The organism is Streptomyces sp. bgisy159 (assembly GCF_057707805.1).
In genome coordinates this window covers 316012-335238 of sequence record NZ_JBYIQX010000003.1, presented here as the reverse complement: position 1 = coordinate 335238, position 19227 = coordinate 316012, and the positions used below count along the sequence as shown (strand labels likewise).

Sequence of the window (19227 nt, the reverse complement as noted above, 5' to 3'; positions counted from 1 at the left end):
TGGCGACCGACCGAAGGAGGGGCGTGACATGACCGCTGTGGCGCACGAGCCCACCACGCCGGCCGAGGGGCTGCTGGACATCTTCCTCTCCCTCGACACCCCGGAGGGGTTCCGGGCCGAGTTGATCGAGGGGGAGATCGTTGTGACGCCGCCGCCGGACGGGGAGCACGAGCACTTCATCACCAGGCTGATGAAGCAGGTGATCCGGCGATCCCGGATCGACATGGACTTCTCCGGCAACAAAGGACTGATGCTGGAAAAGGGAGGCGACTGCCCGAAGGACCGTGTGGTCCCGGACGGGACCTTCGCTCCCGCTCATCTCAACCTCTACCGCGATGCCGACTCATGGATGCCGTACCACGGCGTGACCATGGTCCTGGAAGTCACCTCGACCAAGCCCAGGACGGACCGCGAGGCCAAACGCCGCTGTTACGCCCGGGCGGGCATCCCGCTGTACCTGCTGGTGGACCGCGACGCCTCCTCGGTCACGCTGTTCAGCGATCCCAAGGATGACGCATACCGTCAGCACTGCACCGTGCCCTTCGGCAAGTCACTCACCCTGCCGGAGCCGTTCGTCTTCGAGCTGGAGACGACTGACCTGCTCTGAGAGTCAGTCCGCCCGTGGCCGTACCAGCCCCGACTCGTAGGCGATCACCACGAGCTGGGCCCGGTCGCGGGCGCCCAGCTTGGCCATCGCCCGGTTGACGTGGGTCTTGACCGTCAGCGGGCTGACCTCCAGGCGTTCGGCGATCTCGTCGTTGGAGTGGCCGCCGGCGACCTGGACGAGGACCTCCCGCTCGCGGCCGGTGAGCGCGTCCAGGCGGGCGGAGTGCAGGGAGTCGGTGCCGTCGGCGCCGTCGGACTGGGCGAGGAAGCGGGCGATGAGGCCCTTGGTGGCGGTCGGGGAGAGCAGTGCCTCGCCGCCGGCGGCGACGCGGATGGCGTTGAGGAGTTCCTCCGGCTCGGAGCCCTTGCCGAGGAATCCGGAGGCGCCCGCGCGCAGGGACTGCACCACGTAGTCGTCGACCTCGAAGGTGGTCAGGATGACCACCCTGACCTGGGCGAGGGACGGGTCGGCGCTGATCAGCCGGGTGGCGGCGAGGCCGTCGGTGCCGGGCATCCGGATGTCCATGAGGACGACGTCCGCCGCTTCCTCCTTGGCCAGCCGCACCGCCTCCGCCCCGTCGGAGGCCTCGCCGACGACCTCCATGTCGGGTTCGGAGTCGACCAGTACCCGGAAGGCGCTGCGCAGCAGGGCCTGGTCGTCGGCGAGCAGGACACGGATGGTCATACGGTCTCCCCCGGCTCCCCCGCCCTGGCGGGGCGGGCTCTCAGGGGCAGGATCGCATGGACGCGGAAGCCGCCGCCGTAGCGGGGACCGGTGGTGAGGGTGCCGTTGAGCGCGGTGACGCGTTCCCGCATGCCGAGCAGGCCGTGGCCGCCGCCGGTCGCGTGCGGCCGGTCGTCCGGCGGGGCGCCGTCGTCGAGAACGGTGATCTCCAGGCGGGGGCCGACGCGGACCACGCTGACCTCGGCCCTGGCCTTTGGGCCCGCGTGTTTCTGCACGTTGGTCAGGGCCTCCTGGACGACCCGGTAGGCGGCGAGGTCCACGGCCGCCGAGAGCACCGTGCCGTCGTCGGCGCGGGCAACCTCCACCCGGAGCCCGGCGCTGCGGAACGTTCCCGCGAGGTCGTCGAGGCGGTCCAGGCCCGGAGCGGGCTCGGTGGGGGCCTCGGGGTCGCCGGACTGGCGGAGCAGGCCGACGGTGGCGCGCAGCTCGTTGAGCGCGCTGCGGCTGGCCTCCCGGACGTGGGCGAGGGCCTCCTTGGCCTGGTCGGGGCGCTTGTCCATGACGTGCGCGGCGACGCCGGCCTGCACGTTGACCAGGGCGATGTGGTGGGCGACCACGTCGTGCAGGTCGCGGGCGATACGCAGCCGTTCCTCGGCGACCCGGCGGCGGGCCTCCTCCTCCCGCGTGCGTTCCGCCCGCTCGGCCCGGTCCCGGATCGCCTGGACGACGGCCCGGCGGCTGCGCACCGCGTCCCCGGCCGTGGCGCCGATACCGGTCCAGGCGAAGATCCCGAGGTTCTCCTGGGCGTACCAGGGCAGGGGGCCGGCGAGCATGGCGGTGCCGGTGAGGACGGTGACGGTGAGCAGGCCGACCCGCCAGGTGGTGGGGCGGTCGGTGGTGGAGGCGACGGTGTAGAGGGCGATGACGGCGGACATCGCGACCGGGGCGCGGGGGTCGCCGGTGACGGACTCGACGACGCAGACGGTGCCGGTGAGGGCGAGGACCGTTCTCGGGGCGCGGCGCCGGAAGACCAGGGCGAGCGCCCCGAGGGTCATCAGCAGCAGACCCAGCGGGTCGGGGGTGTGGATGCCCCAGGTGACGCCGTTCTCGCCGTGCGGGTCGACGAAGGAGCCGGCGACCATGCACAGGAGCACGGCGGTGGCGAGCGCCGCGTCCAGGGCGAGGGGGTGGGCCTGCAGCCGGCGCCGGGCTTCGGCAAGGGGGGGCACTGGGGAGTTACCGTCGCTTTCCGTGACCGGCCGCGGTGTGCCCCGCCGGGGGCTCCGGTCCCGGGGCCTCGGTCCGTGCCCGGCGGGCGGGGGTCAGCCCGGGATCAGGCCGTCGTCACTGAGCAACTCCCGGACGTCGTCCAGGGTGGCGTCCGGGGACGGCAGGATGAGCTCGGAGGGTTCCAGACAGTCGTCCGGCAGGGGCGTGCCGAGGCGGCGGACGGCGTCGAGGAGGGCGGTGAAGGTGCGCCGGAAACCGGCCTCGTCACCGCCCTCCATCTCGGCGAGCAGTTCGTCGTCCAGCTTGTTGAGCTCGGCGAAGTGGGAGTCGTCCAGTCGGACCTGGCCCTCGCCCATGATCCGTACGATCACATCGGCCTCCTCGGCTCCGAGCCCCGGCGCCGGGTCACTGCTTGTCGAAGCGCGGGGTGTCCTGCGGCTGCTGCTGGGGCTGCTGCTGTCCGGTGCCGCCCTCGATGGCCTGCCGGTCCGAGGTGCCCCCGGCCAGCTCCGCCTTCATGCGCTGCAGCTCCAGCTCTACATCCGTACCACCGGAGAGCCGGTCCAGCTCGGCCTGGATGTCGTCCTTGTGCATGCCGGACTGGTCGTCGAGGGCACCGGAGGCGAGGAGTTCGTCGATCGCGCCGGCCCGCGCCTGCAGCTGGGCGGTCTTGTCCTCGGCGCGCTGGATGGCCATGCCGACGTCGCCCATCTCCTCGGAGATGCCGGAGAACGCCTCGCCGATGCGGGTCTGGGCCTGGGCCGCGGTGTAGGTGGCCTTGATGGTCTCCTTCTTGGTGCGGAAGGCGTCCACCTTGGCCTGCAGGCGCTGGGCCGCCAGGGTGAGCTTCTCCTCCTCGCCCTGGAGCGTCGCGTGCTGCGTCTCCAGGTCCGTGACCTGCTGCTGGAGGGCGGCCCGGCGCGACAGCGCCTCGCGGGCCAGGTCCTCGCGGCCCAGGGCGAGCGCCTTGCGGCCCTGGTCCTCCAGCTTGGAGGACTGCGACTGGAGCTGGTTCAGCTGGAGTTCCAGGCGCTTGCGGCTGGTCGCCACGTCGGCGACGCCGCGGCGCACCTTCTGCAGCAGCTCCAGTTGCTTCTGGTACGAGTAGTCGAGGGTCTCGCGCGGGTCCTCGGCCCGGTCAAGGGCCTTGTTCGCCTTCGCGCGGAAGATCATCCCCATACGCTTCATGACACCGCTCATGGGCTTCGCGCGCCCCCTTCTGACGGACTCCAGCTCAGCTGCGACAGAACCCACAGTACGGGCCCTGCCTCCATTGACGCACTGTTCGCGGGATGATGCGCTCATCCCCGAGGACGACTGGGGACCGGCCCTCTCCGGCGTAAGGAGTAGGTGGATCCCGCATCGCCCGCTCTGTCCCTTACGACGTCCGGTGTTGCCGGATCGTTCCCCGCCGGGCGACGGTCCATGCCCGGTCAGCGCTTACCCTTGTGTTTTGTGTTCCGTAGCCGTGCCAAGGAAGAGAAGGCCCAAGCCGCCGACAAGGCGCTGGTGACCGACTCCAGTCAGCCCCGTGACCCGCAGGCCCCGAAGGGCCGGCCCACGCCCAAGCGCAGTGAGGCCCAGGCCCAGCGTCGCAGCGTGGCCAATACGCCGACGACGCGCAAGGAGGCCGCCAGGCGTCAGCGCGACGAGCGCCGCGCCCAGATGGAGAAGCAGCGCCGGGCGCTGGCCGGCGGCGACGAGCGGTACCTGCCCGCGCGGGACAAGGGTCCGGTGCGCAAGTTCGCGCGTGAGTTCGTGGACTCACGGTTCAACGTGGCGGAGTTCTTCCTGCCGATGGCCGTGGTCATCCTGGTGCTGACGCTGGTGCGGGTCCAGCGGGTGCAGGCGCTCGCGCTGCTGCTGTGGCTCGTGGTGATCGTGCTGATCGTGCTCGACTCGATCCTCAGCGGGATCCGCCTGCGCAAGCGGCTGCAGGAGCGCTTCCCCGACGAGAACCGGCGCGGCGCGGTGGCGTACGCGCTGATGCGCTCCCTCCAGATGCGCCGGCTCCGGCTGCCCAAGCCTCAGGTCAAGCGCGGAGAGCGGCCCTGAGCACGAGTTCCTTCTCCGGGGGTGCGGCCAAGGCCTGGCTGAGCAGGATCGGCGGGCTGCGCGATGTCGTACGGCAGGAGCTGGTGGCCCGGCAGCTCGACGAGCAGATCACGGCGCGGTTCCCGGTCGGGCAGCGCCTGCGGGTGCTCGACGTGGGGATGGGACAGGGCACGCAGGCGCTGCGGCTGGCGCGCCTCGGTCACTCGGTGACCGGCCTGGAGCAGGACGCGGCGATGGTCGCCGCGGCCCGCGAGGCGCTGGCCCGGGAGCCGGAGGGCATCCGGGAGCGGATGCGGATCATCGAGGGCGACGGCCGGGACACGGGGGTGCACTTCCTGCCCGGCAGCTTCGACGTGGTCCTCTGTCACGGTGTGCTGATGTACATCGAGGAGCCGGACGCCCTGCTGGCGGGGCTGGCCCGGATGCTCGCGCACGGCGGTCTGCTGTCGCTGCTGGTGCGCAACGGCGACGCGCTGGCCATGCGGCCGGGTCTGTCGGGCGACTGGGCGGGCGCCCTGGACGGTTTCGACACCGTCAGCTACCGCAACCGGCTGGGCCTGGACGTGCGCGCGGACCGGCTGGCCACGCTGACCGGCACCCTCGCGGGGATCGGGGCGCCGCTGGCCACCTGGTACGGGGTGCGGGTCTTCACCGACACGGCGGCCGACGGGGCGGACCTCCCGGCCGATGTGGAGACGCTGCTGGCCGTCGAGGAGCGGGCGGGCCGGACGGACCCGTACCGCGCGGTGGCGGCGCTGCTGCACCTGTGCGGTGTGCGGGGCTGACCCCGTCGGGTCACCGGCCGGCGACCCCCTGTCGGGGGAACAGCGGGGGCGGGATCACCGCTCCGACACGAGACTCGGGGCATGGACGCCTCCCCTGCCCGCGTCGCCCGGACGGCCGCGGCCGTCGCCGCGCTCCTGTGCTGCCTGGCCCCGCTGTCGGGCTGTTCCGGCGGCGGCTCCGGTGACCGGGACGGCGATGCCGCGGCGACCACCGCGCCGGCCGCCGCGCCCGTCGCCAGGGCGGACGGCGATCTGGAGGACGCGTACCAGAAGGTGATCGAGGACGTCCTGCCGTCGGTGGTGCAGATCCGGGCCGGCCGGGCCGTGGGCTCGGGGGTCGTGTACGACGACGAGGGGCACATCGTCACCAACGCGCACGTGGTCGGCGAGGAGAAGACCTTCCGGGTGACGACGGCGGGCAGCGAGGATCCGCTGCCCGCGACGCTCGTCTACTCGTACCCCCAGCAGGACCTGGCCGTCATCGAGCTGGACGAGGTGCCGGACCGGCTGCGGGCGGCCTCCTTCGGGGACTCCTCGAAGGTGGAGGTCGGGCAGATCGTGCTCGCCATGGGGTCGCCGCTCGGGCTGTCGTCGAGCGTGACGCAGGGCATCGTCTCGGCGACCGGGCGGACCGTCAGCGAGAGCGGCGGGGACGGTGGCACCGGCGCGACCATCGCGAACATGGTGCAGACGTCCGCCGCGATCAACCCCGGCAACAGCGGGGGTGCGCTGGTCGACCTGGCCGGGAAGGTCATCGGCATCCCGACGCTGGCCGCCGTCGACCCGGGGTTCGGCGGCAGTGCGGCGCCGGGCATCGGGTTCGCGATCCCGTCTTCGATGGTGCGGACGGTCGCCGACCAGATCATCGAGGACGGCAGGGTCACCGACTCGGGCCGGGCTGCGCTCGGCATCACGGCGCGCACGGTCGTCGACGACGAGTACCGGGCGGCCGGGGCCGCGGTGGTGGACGTGGTGGAGGGGGGCGCTGCCAACAAGGCGGGACTGAGGCCCGGGGACATCATCGTCGGGCTGGGCGACACCCGCGTCACCACGGTCACCTCCCTGGCGGAGGCGCTGGCCGCGGACCGGCCCGGACAGCGCACCACGGTGACCTTCACGCGCAACGGGGAGCGGCGCACGGTCGAGGTGACGCTGGGCGCCCAGTGACGCCCGCGCTCGACGACGTCCTGGGGGGCGACGACATCCTGGGGGCGAAGGCGCCCCGTACGCCGGACGCGGCGAGGGCCGGTGTGCGGCCCCCGCCCGCCTGACGTCAGGTCAGGAGTCCTCGGGGTGGAGGCTCATCGGGCCGTAGATCTCGGTGCCGTCCTCGAAGAGCCTCACCTGGTCCGCGCCGCCGGCCGCCAGTTCCTTCCAGTGCTCGCCGATCCATGACTCGGCGTCACCCTGGGTGGTGAACTCCTCCGGCTCCACCGCGGGCGCGACCTCCGCCCCGTCGGCCTTCTCGAACCGCCACGTCCATGCCGCCATGTACGCCTCCCTGGTGTGAACCCGTGCGGAGCAGGGGCCGGATCTTGGTCCGGCTCCTGCTGGCAGCCTAGCCGGATGCGCAAGACCTGCGGGGACACGCGAAAATCGGTGTGTGGACGTGACTCTGCTCGGTACCGGTGCTCCCGCGGGCCTGCCCCGCCCCGACTGCCCCTGCGCGGCGTGCGCCGGCTCGCTGGGCGAGGACGCCCGGGCCGCCACCGCGCTGCTCGTCGACGGCTCCCTCCTGCTGGACCTCACGCCGGGGGCGGCGTTCGCGGCCGCCCGGGCCGGGCATTCGCTGAGCGGGGTGCGGCAGGTGCTGCTGTCGCACCCGCACGACGGTCCGGCGGTGGAGGTGCCGGCCGGGCTGCCGCAGCCGGTCCGGGTGCCCGACGGGCGGGAGTTGACGCTGCTGACGGGGCACCGGGTGCGGGCCGTGGCGATGGACGCGGGCGGCACCGGGTACGCGGTGAGCGGGCCGGACGGGCAGCAGCTGCTCTATCTGCCGCCGGGGAGCGCGCCGGCCGGGCTGGAGCGGGGGCCGGGGGCCTCCGAGGGGTACGACCTGGTGCTCGTGGACGTGGTGGGGCGGCCGGACGCGCTGGCGAAGCTTCGGGCGGTGGGCGCGGTGGGCCCCACGACGGACGTGGTCGCCGTCCACCTGGACCATGACGTGCCGCCGGGGCCGGAGTTGCGGCGGCGGCTGGCCGCGGCCGGGGCGCGGGCCGTCCCGGACGGCGAGACGCTCGCCGTGGGCGGTTACGACGAGGTGCCCGACGTGCCGCGCCGGACGCTGGTGCTGGGCGGGGCGCGCTCGGGCAAGTCGGTGGAGGCCGAGCGGCGGCTGGAGTCCTTCCCCGACGTGCTCTACGTGGCGACCGGGGGCGCGCGCGGCGGGGACGCCGAGTGGGCGGACCGGGTGGCCGCGCACCGGGAGCGGCGGCCGGGGTCGTGGCGGACGGCGGAGACCTGCGATCTGGTGCCGGTGCTCGGGGGGAGCGGGGCGCCGGTGCTGATCGACTGTCTGTCGCTGTGGCTGACGGACGCGATGGACGCCGTCGGGGCGTGGGACGACGCGCTGTGGGCGGACGGGGGTGAGCGGGAGCTGCGCAAGCGGGTGGCGGAGCTCGCGGCGGCGGTGCGCGGGACCCGGCGGACGGTGGTGCTGGTCTCCAACGAGGTGGGCTCGGGCATCGTGCCGGCCACCGCGTCCGGGCGGCGGTACCGGGACGAGCTGGGGCGGCTGAACGCGGCGGTGGCGGCCGAGTGCGAGGAGGTTCTGCTGGTCGTGGCGGGGCAGGCGGTGGTGTTGCGGGGGTAGGGGCCAGGGGCGGTCGGCACCGGGGCCGGGCCTGTGGCCGGCCGGCGGGGGCACGACCGCACCGGGCCTGTGGCCGGCGGAGACACGCCCACGTCGGCCCTGTGGCCCGCGGGGGACACCACCGCGGCCGGGCCGCCGTGCACGCCGTATGCCGCCGCTGCCGCTGGCGCTGGCGCTGGCGCTGGCGCTGGACCGTCTCAGCCGCCGCCCGTCTTCCGGGCGATCAGGCGGTACGTGTTGGAGAAGGGCGTGTGCCGCAGGACCGGGGACAGGGCCAGGTCCAGGAACAGGGTCAGGGCGGATGCCGGCCGGGCGACGGCCCGCATCCGGGTGCGGGACAGGCGCACGCGTACGGCTGCCGCGAGGTCGCGCGGCAGGTGCGGGGCGCTGCTGTCCGTCGAGACGACGGCGCAGCCCTGCGCCTCCAGTTCGGCGCGGAGGTTGGCGGGCGGGATCAGGTGCAGGTGGCGCGGCTGGTCGTAGGCGGGCCACCACTTGCCCAGCAGCGACGCGGAGGCGCTGGACGGGTCCGGGAGCTCCACCAGCAGGTGGCCGCCCGGGCGCAGGGCCGTGACGGCGGCCCGGAGTTCGGCGCGGGGATCGCTGGTGTGCTGCAGGTGGTGCAGCATGCTGACGACGTCGTAGCGGGCGCGCAGCCGGGACGTCAGCTCGGGCGCCGCGAGACTGCCCACGTGGGCCTCCTCCACCCGGCCGGCCGCGCGGGCCCGCCGCACCCGCGCCGTGGGGTCGAGGCCGTCGAACGCCGTGTAGGTGAACAGCTCCCGCGCCGTCTCCGGGAAGCGCGCGTCGCCCGTCCCCACGTCCAGCCAGCTCTCCGGCTCGGGGAACGCCAGCATCGTCCGGGCGGTGGCGCGCAGCCGTCTGCGGTCGGCGGCGGTGACCGGGTCGGCCGGGTAGAGGGCCAGGCCCTCCGGGGTCAGGCGCGGGTTCTGGAAGGCGTGTGCGCAGTCCCGGCACTCGTCCAGGGTGAAGGTGCCCGGGCGGTGCCGGTGGCGCAGGTCGGGGGTGCGCAGCCGGGTGCGCAGCCGGGTGGAGCCGCACCAGGGGCAGTCGTCGCGGCGGGGTTCGTGGATGGGCCGAGGGGGGCGTGGGGTGCGGGGCGGGCGTGGGGGCATGGACGGTGGCTCCCGGTGCGATACCTGACGGGTCATGTCGTACGACATTCCATGGCAAAACGGAACGTATGGGATCGCGATCCCGGGTGCAAAGACGCGGCGGGAGTGTGGTGGCGATCGCGGCGCGGATCCGTTCGATCGGTGCCGGTACTGTTCGGCGAATGAGCTCGCTTAATCTCGACGACTTCACCGATCTCATCGAGCGCCCCGACGGCGGGGTGCGCCGCGACGCGGAGGCACGCCGGGAACGTCAGATCGTGCCGCCCGGGTCGCTGGGGCGTCTGGACGACCTGGGTGAGTGGCTGGCGGCAGCGCAGGGCCGGGTGCCGGTACGGCCCATCGAGCGCCCGCGTCTCGTCCTGTTCGCCGGCGACCACGGCGTCGCCGAGCTCGACGTCTCGGCGCGGCCCGCGGGCAGCGCCGCGGACCTGGTGCGGGAGGTCCTGGAGGGGGCTCGTCCGGCCGCGGTGCTGGCGCGCCGGCTCGGGGTGCCCGTGCGGGTGGTGGACATGGCGCTGGACTGCGAGCCGGACGCGTTCCCGCAGGACGTGGTGCGCCACCGGGTACGGCGGGGCAGCGGGCGGATCGACGTCGAGGACGCGCTGACCCCCGAGGAGGCCGAGGCGGCCTTCCGGGCGGGCATGGCGGTGGCCGACGAGGAGGCCGACTCCGGTACGGATCTGGTGGTCCTCGGCGACGTGAGCGTCGGCGGCACCACGGCGGCCGGGGTCCTGGTGGCGGCGCTGTGCGGGACCGACGCGTCCGTGGTGACCGGGCGGGGCGGGCTGGCGATCGACGACCTGGCGTGGATGCGCAAGTGTGCCGCGATCCGGGACGCGTTGCGGCGGGCCCGGCCGGTGCTCGGGGACCAGTTGCAGCTGCTGGCGACCGTGGGCGGCGCGGACCTCACCGCGATGACCGGGTTCCTGCTGCAGTGCGCGGTGCGCAAGGTGCCGGTCGTGCTGGACGGTGTGGTGGCGGCGGCCTGTGCGCTGGTCGGGCAGCGGATCGCCTTCCGGGCGCCCGACTGGTGGCTGGCCGGGCACGCCTCCGGGGAGCCGGGGCAGGCCAAGGCGCTGGACCGGATGGCGCTGGAGCCGCTGCTCGACCAGGGGGTGCGGGTCGGCGAGGGCGCGGGCGCCCTGTCGGCGCTGCCGCTGGTGCAGGCGGCCGCCGCGCTGGCCGCCGAACTCCCTGAGCGGGACGGGACACCTTCCGGCGGTCCGGCCGATGCGGAGAAGGACGGGCAGGGCGAGCGGGGCGAGCGGGACGGACAGGCCGAGCAGGGCGCGGAGACCGAAGCGACCGAACAGGCCGAGCAGCGCGAGCGGACCGCATGAGCCGAGTCGGCTGAAGCAGCCGAACAGGCCGAGACAGCCCGGCTGAGCAAGCAGACCGAAGCGGCCGAAGCGGCCGACGGAACCGAGTTCCTGGCGGGGCAGGACCCGGCGTGAGCGGCCCGGCCGCGGGCGCCGGAACGCCGGCACCGCCGCACCCGGACTCCGGCGGCCGGCTCACCGCCCCTCGCCGCCACCCCCGGGCGGCACGGGCTCCGTGCCGTGTTCGGTCTGTTCGGTCGCCTCCGGCAGGGCCGGTGGTGGGGCGTCGGGGGCACCGCCGAGCCAGTTCTCCACGGCGCGGCGAGGGCGGGACCAGCGGCGGTCGTGGCGGTAGGCGCGCAGGGTCGCCCGGGCGCGGGCGCGGGGGCGGTGGGGATAGAAGCGGCGGGCCCAGAGCGAGTTGGGGCGGGCCAGACGGACCGCGCCGACCAGCGCGACGAGCGGGACGATCACCCCGAAGACCGCGACCCGGGTCTTGCCCTTGCCGAGGGCGACGAGCGCGAAGAGGAAGTTGGTGATCACGGTGACGATGGCCGCGCCCCGGTTCTGCAGCTCGTCCTCGGAGAGTCCGTTCACGCCGAACGGGGAGAACCCCGCGAGTACCAGGCCGACCAGGGCGGCCGTCATCACGACGGCCTCGACGCTCTTGCGGCCCTCCTCGCTCCAGTAGACGTCGTCGAGGTGCAGGATCAGCGCGAACTCGTCGAGGACGAGTCCGGCGCCGATGCCGAAGACGACGGCGCTGAGCGCCGGCCCGACGCCGTCGCGGCCGCCGGTCACCGCGCCGAAGCCGCCCACGAGGGTGAGGACGACGCCGGGCACGACGTGGTGGATGTGCACACCGCCGGCCTTCACGTTGCCGAACGGGCCCTTGCCCGCGCGGATGAGCCGGGTGATGACGCGGGTGACGAGGAAGGTCAGGACGAAGGCCGTGAGGGCGAGGAGCAGCGGCAGCTTGCCCGGCTCGACGATGTTCCGGTAGAGCCAATGTCCCATATAGGCACTCTAATCTCTTTTGTCGCTGTCTCACTTCCTCCCCGCCTTCCCTGTCACCCGCCTCCCCTGTCACCCCCTCCCCTGGCCCCGCCCTCCCCTGGCCCCGCCCTCGCCTGTCGTCCCTCCCCAGCCACCGCCCCCTCAGGTGCGGCCCATGGCGGCCGGTAGCCTGCGCGGGTGACCGACACCCCGACGACCCCCTCCCCCTTGGACGGCCTGCGCTTCGCCTTCGGCACACTCACCGTGCTGCCCGTCCACGTCCACCGCTGGGACCGCCCGGCCGCGCGCGGTGGCATGCTCAGCGCCCCACTGGCCGGACTGGTCGTCGGCGGTGCCGCGGCGGGCCTCGGCCTGCTGCTGCTCGCGTCGGGCGCGGGTCCTCTCCTCGCCGCCGTGGGGTCCGTCGCCGTGCCCGCCGCGCTGACCCGCGGGCTGCACCTGGACGGCCTCGCCGACACCGCGGACGGGCTGGGCAGCGGCAAGCCCGCCGAGGACGCGCTGCGGATCATGAAGCAGTCGGACATCGGGCCGTTCGGGGTGGTCACCCTGGTGCTGGTACTGCTCGCCCAGGTGGCCGCGCTGGCCGGGCTCTACGCCGACTCCTGGGCGCAGGGCGCGCTGGGGGCCGTGGTCTCCGCGGTCGCGGCCCGGCTGGCGCTCACCCTGGCCGCGCGGGCGGGGGTGCCCGCCGCCCGGCCGGAGGGGCTGGGGGCGGCGGTCGCGGGTGTGGTGCCGACGGCGGGCGCCGCGGGGGTCGCGGCCGGCTGTGTCGCGCTGGCGGCCGCGGCGGGCGCGCCCGGTGGACCGTACGACGCGATCCGCGCGGCGCTGGCGGTCGTCACCGCGCTGGCCGCCTCCGAACTGCTGCTGCGCCGCTGCACGCGCCGCTTCGGCGGGGTCACCGGGGACGTCTTCGGCGGCCTGGCGGAGACGGCGGCGACGACCGCGCTGGTGGTCCTGTCGCTGGGCTCCTAGCCAGGGGCCCGGCGCGGCCCTAACAGGCCTCGCGCCAGGCGCCCAGCTCGTACTTCTTCAGCAGGGAGCTGAGGCGCAGCCGGCGCGACTCGGCGCAGAAGCGGCTGGTGGGCAGCTCGTACTCGACGTGGAAGACGGCCTTGCCGGCCTCGATGAACGGGGTCAGGGACGCGCACTCGCCGTACTGGGCGCACTGCTCGTTGACCGCGAAGTCGAAGTCGCCGACCAGTTCGGGGATCTGGTCCAGGTCGTTCTTCAGGCCGACGGACATGCCCCGGTCGTGGGCGAGGCGGGCGATCAGCCGGTTGTAGCGGAGCTGGTCGTCGGCGGTCAGGGGGAACCCGGTGTCGTTGAGGTGGCCGTCCATGTTGTCCGGTTCCACCGCGTCGAACCCCTTGTCGCGGCACATGTCGAGCCGCTCGGCCATCAGCGGTTCCAGGACGTCGGTGCGGCGGATGTCGAACCAGCGCTCGCCGGGCCAGCCGTTGCTGCGGCCCACGACGGCCTCGGGGAACGCGTCGGCGTCCGGCCGCCAGTCCTCCCAGGCACCGGTGGACAGGTAGCAGATGACCTTGCGGCCGTCGGCGTGCAGGGCGTCGACGGTCGCCTTCGGGTTGTCGAAGCCGTCGATGTCGTAGACCGGGACGTCGACGGAGGTGTCCAGACGGTCCCTGAGCTGCCACTGCCAGCCGATGCCGGGGTGCGGCACCCAGCGCCCGGCCGTGGGCCGCGGGTCCGCTTCGTCGTCCCGCGGGGTCGTGGTGCAGCCCGCCAGCAGCAGCGCGAGCAGAGTGGTGAGCAGTATCGGGTGTCTCAACGGACCGGCTCCAGGGTGTGCGGCAACGTACCCCAAGGATGATCTCCCGTCCCCGGCACCGCACAGTGCAGTCCGGCCCCGAGGGAACGCGCGAGGCCCGCGCAGTCGGCGCCGGCCGGGACGCCGTGGACGAGGTGGCACTGCACGGCGGCCACCGCGGGGGCCGGGGGCCGCCGTGTGCGGTACGCCGCCCAGGGGTCCTCGAAGGTGACCAGGACGTCGGCGACGCGGGCGTAGCCGGGGTGGGGCGGGGTGCCGGGGTTGAGGGTGAGGGAGCGGCAGCCGGCCGCCCGGACGGCGTGCGCGAGACCGCGGTAGTACGGCAGGTCGCCGGGCCCCGAGGCGACCTGGTCGAGGAACACCCCGTCGGTGGCGTACCAGGCCCGGTGGCGGGCGAGGTCGTCCGCGACCTCGGCGGGCGGGCGCCGCCCGTAGGCGGTGTCGGTGTAGCCCAGCACCCGGACGTCCGCCGCCCGCAGCCGGGCCGCGACCTCGGCGAACGCCGGGTCGGGGACCGTGCCGGGGCCGCTCGCCGGGTTGAGGACGACGCCGTACAACCGGGGGGCGGCGGCGAGGACCGCCGCCCACTCGGCGGGCCGGACGGCCGGGTGCTCGTAGTACGGGACCAGCAGGGTGCTCATCGGTGGGCGGTCGCCCTTCCGAGCAGGGCACCGGCCAGGACGGCCTGGGCGGTGGCCGCCGCCGCGTACACGGCCACGGCGACCGGGTGTGCGGGCAGGTGGTGCAGCAGGGCTCCCGTCTGGGCGAGGGCGGCCAGCGAGCAGACCACGGCGGCACCGAGCACCGCGCCGAAGGACTGCAGCAGCAGGCCCGTCCACAGCACCACGCCGAGCAGCAGCAGTCCGGCCAGCCGCATGCCGGTCGGCTCGGGCGCGTGCGGCCACAGCAGCGCGGCGAGCACCCCCAGGGCGAGCAGGACCAGCAGGTACCCGGCCAGGCACAGCGTCACCGTACGGGCCGTCGCACGCCGGAAGGCGCGCGCGGTGCCGGCCGCGCGCAGCCCGGCCAGGCTGCCGCTGCGGAAGCGGTGCAGCAGCCACTCGGCGGGGCCCATGCTGAGGGTGAGCGCCACGGCGGCGGGCGCGGCCGGCGCGCTGTGCGCCTGTCCCGCGAGCACGTCGCCGAGCGCCGCGTACAGCACCAGGGCCCCGCTGGCCAGCCCGAACAACGCGTAGGGCAGGGAGCCGACCGGCAGCCGGGACACGCCGCCGGCGCGGCCCGGTGCGAACAGCTCGCCCATTTCCCGCAGCGTCGGCCGGACCTCGCGCAGCGCGAGGACCGTCACGGCGCCCGGTGAGACCACCAGGAGCAGGAGCCGCAGCGACGACGGAACGGGTTCGACGAGGGACAGCAGCGCGCCGCCCGTCATCGGGGCCAGGGCGGCCAGCAGGATCCGTTCGCGGCCCAGCACCAGCAGGACGGTCGAGGCCCCGAGATAGCAGGACTGGCCGGCGGCGAAGGCCAGTGCGGCCGGGTGGGCCGGTCCGGTCACCGCGAGCGCGGCCAGCGAGCCGAGCAGGGCGCCCACCGGGGCGCCGACCAGGAGGCAGCGGCGGGCGGCGGCCCGGTCGCCGAGGCCGAGCCAGGTGTAGGCCCGGTGGGACAGTCCCTGGTTCCAGCTCCAGCCGCACAGCGCGCCCGCGAGGAGCGGGACCGTGCCGGCCGGCAGGCCGAGGTCGTCGCGGGGCCCGGCCAGCAGGGGGGCGCCGAGCACGTGGGCGAAGCCGGGGAGGGCGAAGACCAGGCCGCGCAGCAGACAGCCGAGCAGGCTCACCCGCCAGGGGTCGGCCGGCGGGCCGTCGGGGCCGGGGTGGCGGCGCGGGACGCGTGCGTAGAGCTCCTCGGCGAGCGCGAAGGAGTTCCGCACGCCGTACCGCTCGCGTATCTGGTCGTCGGACAGGCCGTCGGACTCCAGCAGGGCGGCTATCTCGTCGGGGTGGACGGCGGCGGCGACGAAGTCGTCGAGTTGCGCGGCCAGTTCGTCGATCGGGTCGGGGGCGGCCCGGCGGGGCGTGGCCCGCTGGTGCGGGATCGTGGGCAGGGCGACGGGGCGGGCGCCCCGAAGCAGCCCCGGGGAGCGGCTCACCAGTCGGTTCCGTCCGTCGCGACGGCCGCGTACCAGGGGTCGCGCAGTTCGGCGGTCCAGTCGGCGACCGTCTCGACGGCCGGCCGGTAGATCTCGGGCAGCCCGGCGAGTTCCTGGTAGACCGTGCGGAAGTTCTCCACGCAGCGGCGCAGGGTGAACCGGTCGATGACCCGCTGCCGGGACAGCTCGGCCAGGCGCAGCCGCCGTTCGTCGTCCTTGAGGAGGGCCAGCGCCGCCGCGGCCATCTTCTCCGGCTCGCGCGGCGGCACCACCAGGCCGGTGTCACCGACGGCCTCGCGTACGCCGCCGACGTCGGTGGAGACGGTCGTACGGCCGCAGGACATGGCCTCGATCAGGGAGAACGGGAAGCCCTCGGAGATCGAGGACAGCATGACGACGTGGCCGGCCGCGTAGGCACGCCACACCTCGGTGACGCGGCCCTCGAAGCTGAGGCCGTCGGTGACGCCGAGTTCGGCGGCGAGCTTCTCCAGTCTCGTCCGGTACGCCTGCCCGCCGGGCGGGACCGGCCCGAACAGGCGCAGCCGGGTCTCGGGCAGCTCGGCGCGGACCGTGGCGTAGGCGTGGATCAGCGTCTCCAGGTCCTTGATGGGGTCGACGCGCCCGCACCAGGTGAGGGTGGGCACGTCGGGTTCCGGTCCGGCGTGCGGGAAGGCGGCGGGGTCGACGCCGTTGTAGACCGTGCGGATACGGTCCGGGGCGGCGCCGCCGCGCTCCTCCCAGCGGCGGTTGTACCGGTTGCACGGGGTGATCAGGTCGGCGGTGCGGTAGCCGTGGGAGTTCAGCGCGCGGTAGAAGGCGAGCATGAACGCCTTGACCGGCCAGCGCTGGGCGTCGCGCCGGTAGCCGAGATAGCGCTCGCGCAGGTAGATGCCGTGCTCGGTGAGGAGGAAGGGCACGCCCTCGAAGTGGCGGGCGGCGAGCGCCGGGAGGGTGGCCAGGCCGCTGCTGACGGCGTGCGCGACGCAGTCCTCGGGCATCCGTGCGGCCAGCGGGCGCAGGGCGTGTTCCAGCAGGTCGGTGGCGGTGAGCGCGTCGTGCACGGTGGGCCGGGCGGCGGCGGTCGGCAGATGCGGCATCGTCCATATCCACATCAGGGAGCGCAGCGCGGTCTCGGTGCGCAGCGCCGCCGGCAGCCGGCCGTCCCGGGCGAGTTCGGCCAGCTCGTACAGGGCGGAGCCGAAGTCGCAACGGGCCTCGGGGTCGAGGAAGGAGAGCAGGAGGCGCTCGTAGGAGTCGGCGAAGCGGCGGCGGGCCCGGCCGACGGGTGCTCGCGCGCGGCCGGGGCGCGGGCCCCAGGTCGGCAGGGTGGTGTGACGGTAGACGTTGGGCGGCAGCTCCCAGGTCACGGGTTCGCGGCCGGTGCCGGTGAGCGAGAGGATGTGGAAGTCCACCTCCGGCATGCCCTTGACGAGTTGGTCGCACCAGGTGCTGACCCCGCCGTGGACGTGCGGATAGGTGCCTTCGGTGAGCATGGTGACGTGACGGCCGGTTCGCGGCATCGCTGCGCTGGCTTCCCCCCTGTATGCGGATGTTGTCCTGGGGGAACTGCGCGCCGGAGGCCGGGTGCGGTCTCGATTCGGCCGGTCGCGCAGTTCCCCGCGCCCCTGAGGGCGTCGGTGTCTACGGCAGCTTCAGGACGACGGCCGTCTGGAGCGCCGCCGGCTGGGTCCAGTCGGAGCGGGCTCCCGCGTACGGGGTGCCGAAGACGGTGGTGCCGAGCAGGAGTTGCCGGCGAGTGCCCTCCGGGGCGGTGAGCGGGATCTCGGTGCCGGACGGGGCCGTCACCGTGACGGTGTCGCCGACCCGGTACGCGGTGACCTCGCCCGCGGCGACGGCGGCCTGCCAGTCGGCGCGGTTCTTCAGCTCGGTGCCGATGGCGGACTGCCGGGCGTTCTGCAGCGGGGTGTTGTCCGCGAACAACGCCCGGTAGCCGGCGAGCACCCGTTCCAGCACCGGGTACAGGATCCGCTCCTCGGCCAGGTTCGACTGGTGGACGTAGTGCGGGCGCGGGTCACCCGACAGGGCGTGGCCGAGGGCGGTGCGGGCCTCCATGGGGACGATGTAGTCGTCGTAGCCGGTGGCGGTGTCCAGCGGGGTGATGCAGGTGGACAGGGGGCTGTCCTCGCAGATGCCGCTGCCGCCGTCGGCCCGGGTGGTGTACACCCAGTTGTACTCGTCGGCCATCTCGGCCTTGGTGCCGACGTTGTAGTAGACGTTCATGGGATGGCGCGGCACGGTCGACGCGAGGCCCACGGCGCGCTGTTCGGGCTCGCGCGAGTTGTCCGAGCCGGTCCAGCGGATGCCGTTGTCGGCGAGCGCGCCGGCCAGGTTCGGGTTGTCGACGGGCTGCTGGGGCAGGGTGCGCAGGCCGGAGTGCTCTCCGGTGACCAGTTCGGTGCGGTCGAGCGGGAGCCCCTTGTTCACGGCCCAGTAGTAGTTGTCGCGGATCTCGGCGGAGATCTCGGAGCGGCTCACCCACCGGATGCTGCCGTCGGCGTTCTTCGCGCAGGTCCACGGGACGGTGGAGGTGTCCTGGACGCAGCCGAGGAAAGGGTGGGTGTAGGTGTGGTTGATCCACCGGTAGCGGGCCCGGTCGGCGAGCAGCCGGTCGGTCAGGGCGTCGGTGCCGCCGCCGTTCTCGGTCTTCCACTCCTCGCCGGCGCCGGCGTTGTAGACCATGTCCAGGGTGAACCCGTGCTGGGTCTGCCACTGGGCGGCGTACGCCGCGTCGGCCGCGGTCATCCGGATCGGCACGGTGCCCGGGCCGTCGCCGCCGACGCAGTCGAGGTCACCCGGGGTGCAGTTGCGTTCGGTGTCCCAGCGGGCGTCGGGCGCGAAGACGTCGTCGACGTGGACGGCGAAGTAGTTGCGGAGCTGGCCGAGGTGGACGCCCTCGGTGAGCCACTCGACGATGCCGCGGGCCAGCAGCCGGAACTGCTGCTGGTACTGGTTGTAGGCGAAGGTGACCACCAGCTCGCGGCGCCCGTCATGGGCGTACTCGCCGACCAGGCTGCCGGTCGTGTCGCCGACGGACACGTCGACGTAGCTGGTGAAGCCCTCCCGGGGCGCGCCCAGGTAGCCGTAGCTCTCCGACACGTCCGGGGCGTTGTCCTCCAGGGTGAACGCTCCGTCGAGGTAGCCGAACCAGCCGCCGCGCCCGGCCGCGGTGACGGCCGCCGGGCGGCCGTCCAGCGGGCCGGTGTAGGAGGCGTAGTCCAGGCCGACCTCCGGGTGGGCCCAGGTGTAGGCGTCCACCTGCGGGATGCCGTAGGTCCGCTCGTAGTCCTCCAGCGCGGTCTGCTCGGCCGAACCGGCGCCGAACGGGGCCTCGTTCGGCAGCACCACGCCCTGGAACCTGGCCCGCGGGGTGCCGCCCGCCGTGTCGCTGAGGAAGCCTGCGTCGACGGTCGGCCGGTCCGGGTCGTTCAGGTCCACGGTGGTGTACGGAACGCCCGTGTTCCTCAGCTGTGCGGTGATCGCCTCGACGGGGCTGTCGCCGTTGTCGACGACCAGCACCTTCAGGTCGACGCGCGGGGTGGTCGCCGCGGCCGCCGTCGGCGCCCCCGCCCCCACCGCGGTCAGCATCCCGGTCGCCGCCGCCAGTGCGGCGGCACTTCGCCATCTGTTCCGGCCGAGCGTGCGCTGCGTCATGGTTCGTCCTC

At 74.2% G+C, this 19227-nt stretch carries 19 protein-coding genes; 7 read left to right on the top strand and 12 right to left on the bottom strand.

Going from position 1 to position 19227, the window contains the following annotated elements; translation table 11 throughout:
• Positions 1–28 precede the first annotated feature (28 nt).
• Positions 29–607: a Uma2 family endonuclease gene (locus AC3ET3_RS05420; protein WP_432135618.1), complete on the top strand. Its 579-nt coding sequence runs from the start codon at positions 29–31 to the stop codon at positions 605–607.
• A gap of 3 nt (positions 608–610) precedes the next feature.
• Here the strand turns inward: AC3ET3_RS05420 and AC3ET3_RS05415 are convergent, their stop codons facing one another.
• The 4 genes from AC3ET3_RS05415 to AC3ET3_RS05400 all read right to left on the bottom strand — a co-directional run bounded on the left by AC3ET3_RS05415 (position 611) and on the right by AC3ET3_RS05400 (position 3709).
• Positions 611–1291, bottom strand: a complete 681-nt coding sequence (locus AC3ET3_RS05415) for a response regulator (protein WP_432135619.1) — start codon at positions 1289–1291, stop codon at positions 611–613.
• Complete coding sequence (locus tag AC3ET3_RS05410) at positions 1288–2520, bottom strand: sensor histidine kinase (protein ID WP_432135620.1); 1233 nt, start codon at positions 2518–2520, stop codon at positions 1288–1290. Before AC3ET3_RS05410 ends, AC3ET3_RS05415 begins: the two co-directional genes overlap by 4 nt.
• Before the next feature lie 93 nt (positions 2521–2613).
• Positions 2614–2892 carry a PspA-associated protein PspAA gene (pspAA, locus tag AC3ET3_RS05405; RefSeq protein WP_432135621.1) on the bottom strand — a complete coding sequence of 93 codons (279 nt, stop codon included), beginning with the start codon at positions 2890–2892 and terminating at the stop codon, positions 2614–2616.
• A 34-nt stretch (positions 2893–2926) separates the two neighbouring features.
• Entirely contained in the window at positions 2927–3709 is a 783-nt protein-coding gene (locus tag AC3ET3_RS05400; RefSeq protein ID WP_432155748.1) for a PspA/IM30 family protein, read from the bottom strand.
• Positions 3710–3946: 237 nt separating this feature from the next.
• Here AC3ET3_RS05400 and AC3ET3_RS05395 point away from each other — a divergent pair, with 237 nt between their 5' ends.
• From AC3ET3_RS05395 to AC3ET3_RS05385, 3 genes are all read left to right on the top strand, one after another.
• Positions 3947–4576 carry a DUF3043 domain-containing protein gene (locus tag AC3ET3_RS05395; protein WP_432135622.1) on the top strand — a complete coding sequence of 210 codons (630 nt, stop codon included), beginning with the start codon at positions 3947–3949 and terminating at the stop codon, positions 4574–4576.
• 83 nt (positions 4577–4659) lie between these two features.
• Entirely contained in the window at positions 4660–5361 is a 702-nt protein-coding gene (locus AC3ET3_RS05390) for a methyltransferase domain-containing protein (RefSeq protein ID WP_432135623.1), read from the top strand.
• 81 nt (positions 5362–5442) lie between these two features.
• A complete protein-coding gene (locus AC3ET3_RS05385; protein ID WP_435611710.1) occupies positions 5443–6528 on the top strand; it encodes a S1C family serine protease in 1086 nt (361 codons plus the stop codon).
• 111 nt (positions 6529–6639) lie between these two features.
• Here AC3ET3_RS05385 and AC3ET3_RS05380 read toward each other — a convergent pair whose 3' ends face one another.
• Positions 6640–6852 carry a hypothetical protein gene (locus AC3ET3_RS05380; protein ID WP_432135625.1) on the bottom strand — a complete coding sequence of 71 codons (213 nt, stop codon included), beginning with the start codon at positions 6850–6852 and terminating at the stop codon, positions 6640–6642.
• Between the two features lie 112 nt (positions 6853–6964).
• On the opposite strand from AC3ET3_RS05380, the gene AC3ET3_RS05375 reads away from it, so the two are divergent.
• A complete protein-coding gene (locus tag AC3ET3_RS05375; protein WP_435611709.1) occupies positions 6965–8173 on the top strand; it encodes a bifunctional adenosylcobinamide kinase/adenosylcobinamide-phosphate guanylyltransferase in 1209 nt (402 codons plus the stop codon).
• Between the two features lie 197 nt (positions 8174–8370).
• Here the strand turns inward: AC3ET3_RS05375 and AC3ET3_RS05370 are convergent, their stop codons facing one another.
• Entirely contained in the window at positions 8371–9309 is a 939-nt protein-coding gene (locus AC3ET3_RS05370) for a class I SAM-dependent methyltransferase (protein ID WP_432135627.1), read from the bottom strand.
• A 161-nt stretch (positions 9310–9470) separates the two neighbouring features.
• Between AC3ET3_RS05370 and cobT the strand changes: the two genes are divergently transcribed.
• Complete coding sequence (gene cobT, locus AC3ET3_RS05365) at positions 9471–10649, top strand: nicotinate-nucleotide--dimethylbenzimidazole phosphoribosyltransferase (RefSeq protein WP_432155751.1); 1179 nt, start codon at positions 9471–9473, stop codon at positions 10647–10649.
• Positions 10650–10823: 174 nt separating this feature from the next.
• Here the strand turns inward: cobT and AC3ET3_RS05360 are convergent, their stop codons facing one another.
• Positions 10824–11645 carry a hypothetical protein gene (locus AC3ET3_RS05360; RefSeq protein WP_432135629.1) on the bottom strand — a complete coding sequence of 274 codons (822 nt, stop codon included), beginning with the start codon at positions 11643–11645 and terminating at the stop codon, positions 10824–10826.
• A gap of 177 nt (positions 11646–11822) precedes the next feature.
• Here AC3ET3_RS05360 and AC3ET3_RS05355 point away from each other — a divergent pair, with 177 nt between their 5' ends.
• The gene (locus AC3ET3_RS05355; protein WP_432155752.1) at positions 11823–12620 is read left to right on the top strand and encodes an adenosylcobinamide-GDP ribazoletransferase; all 798 of its coding nucleotides are present in this window, start codon (positions 11823–11825) and stop codon (positions 12618–12620) included.
• Between the two features lie 19 nt (positions 12621–12639).
• Here the strand turns inward: AC3ET3_RS05355 and AC3ET3_RS05350 are convergent, their stop codons facing one another.
• The 5 genes from AC3ET3_RS05350 to AC3ET3_RS05330 form a co-directional block, all read right to left on the bottom strand.
• Positions 12640–13437, bottom strand: a complete 798-nt coding sequence (locus AC3ET3_RS05350; protein WP_432135631.1) for an endo alpha-1,4 polygalactosaminidase — start codon at positions 13435–13437, stop codon at positions 12640–12642.
• On the bottom strand, positions 13434–14078 hold the full coding sequence (locus tag AC3ET3_RS05345; RefSeq protein ID WP_435611708.1) for a spherulation-specific family 4 protein: 645 nt from the start codon (positions 14076–14078) through the stop codon (positions 13434–13436). The genes AC3ET3_RS05350 and AC3ET3_RS05345 overlap by 4 nt, the downstream gene beginning before the upstream one ends.
• Positions 14075–15544 carry a hypothetical protein gene (locus AC3ET3_RS05340; protein ID WP_432135633.1) on the bottom strand — a complete coding sequence of 490 codons (1470 nt, stop codon included), beginning with the start codon at positions 15542–15544 and terminating at the stop codon, positions 14075–14077. The genes AC3ET3_RS05345 and AC3ET3_RS05340 overlap by 4 nt, the downstream gene beginning before the upstream one ends.
• Positions 15541–17064 carry a GT4 family glycosyltransferase PelF gene (gene pelF / locus AC3ET3_RS05335; protein ID WP_432135634.1) on the bottom strand — a complete coding sequence of 508 codons (1524 nt, stop codon included), beginning with the start codon at positions 17062–17064 and terminating at the stop codon, positions 15541–15543. Before pelF ends, AC3ET3_RS05340 begins: the two co-directional genes overlap by 4 nt.
• A 121-nt stretch (positions 17065–17185) precedes the next feature.
• Entirely contained in the window at positions 17186–19216 is a 2031-nt protein-coding gene (locus tag AC3ET3_RS05330) for a hypothetical protein (protein WP_435611707.1), read from the bottom strand.
• Between the last annotated feature and the right edge of the window lie 11 nt (positions 19217–19227).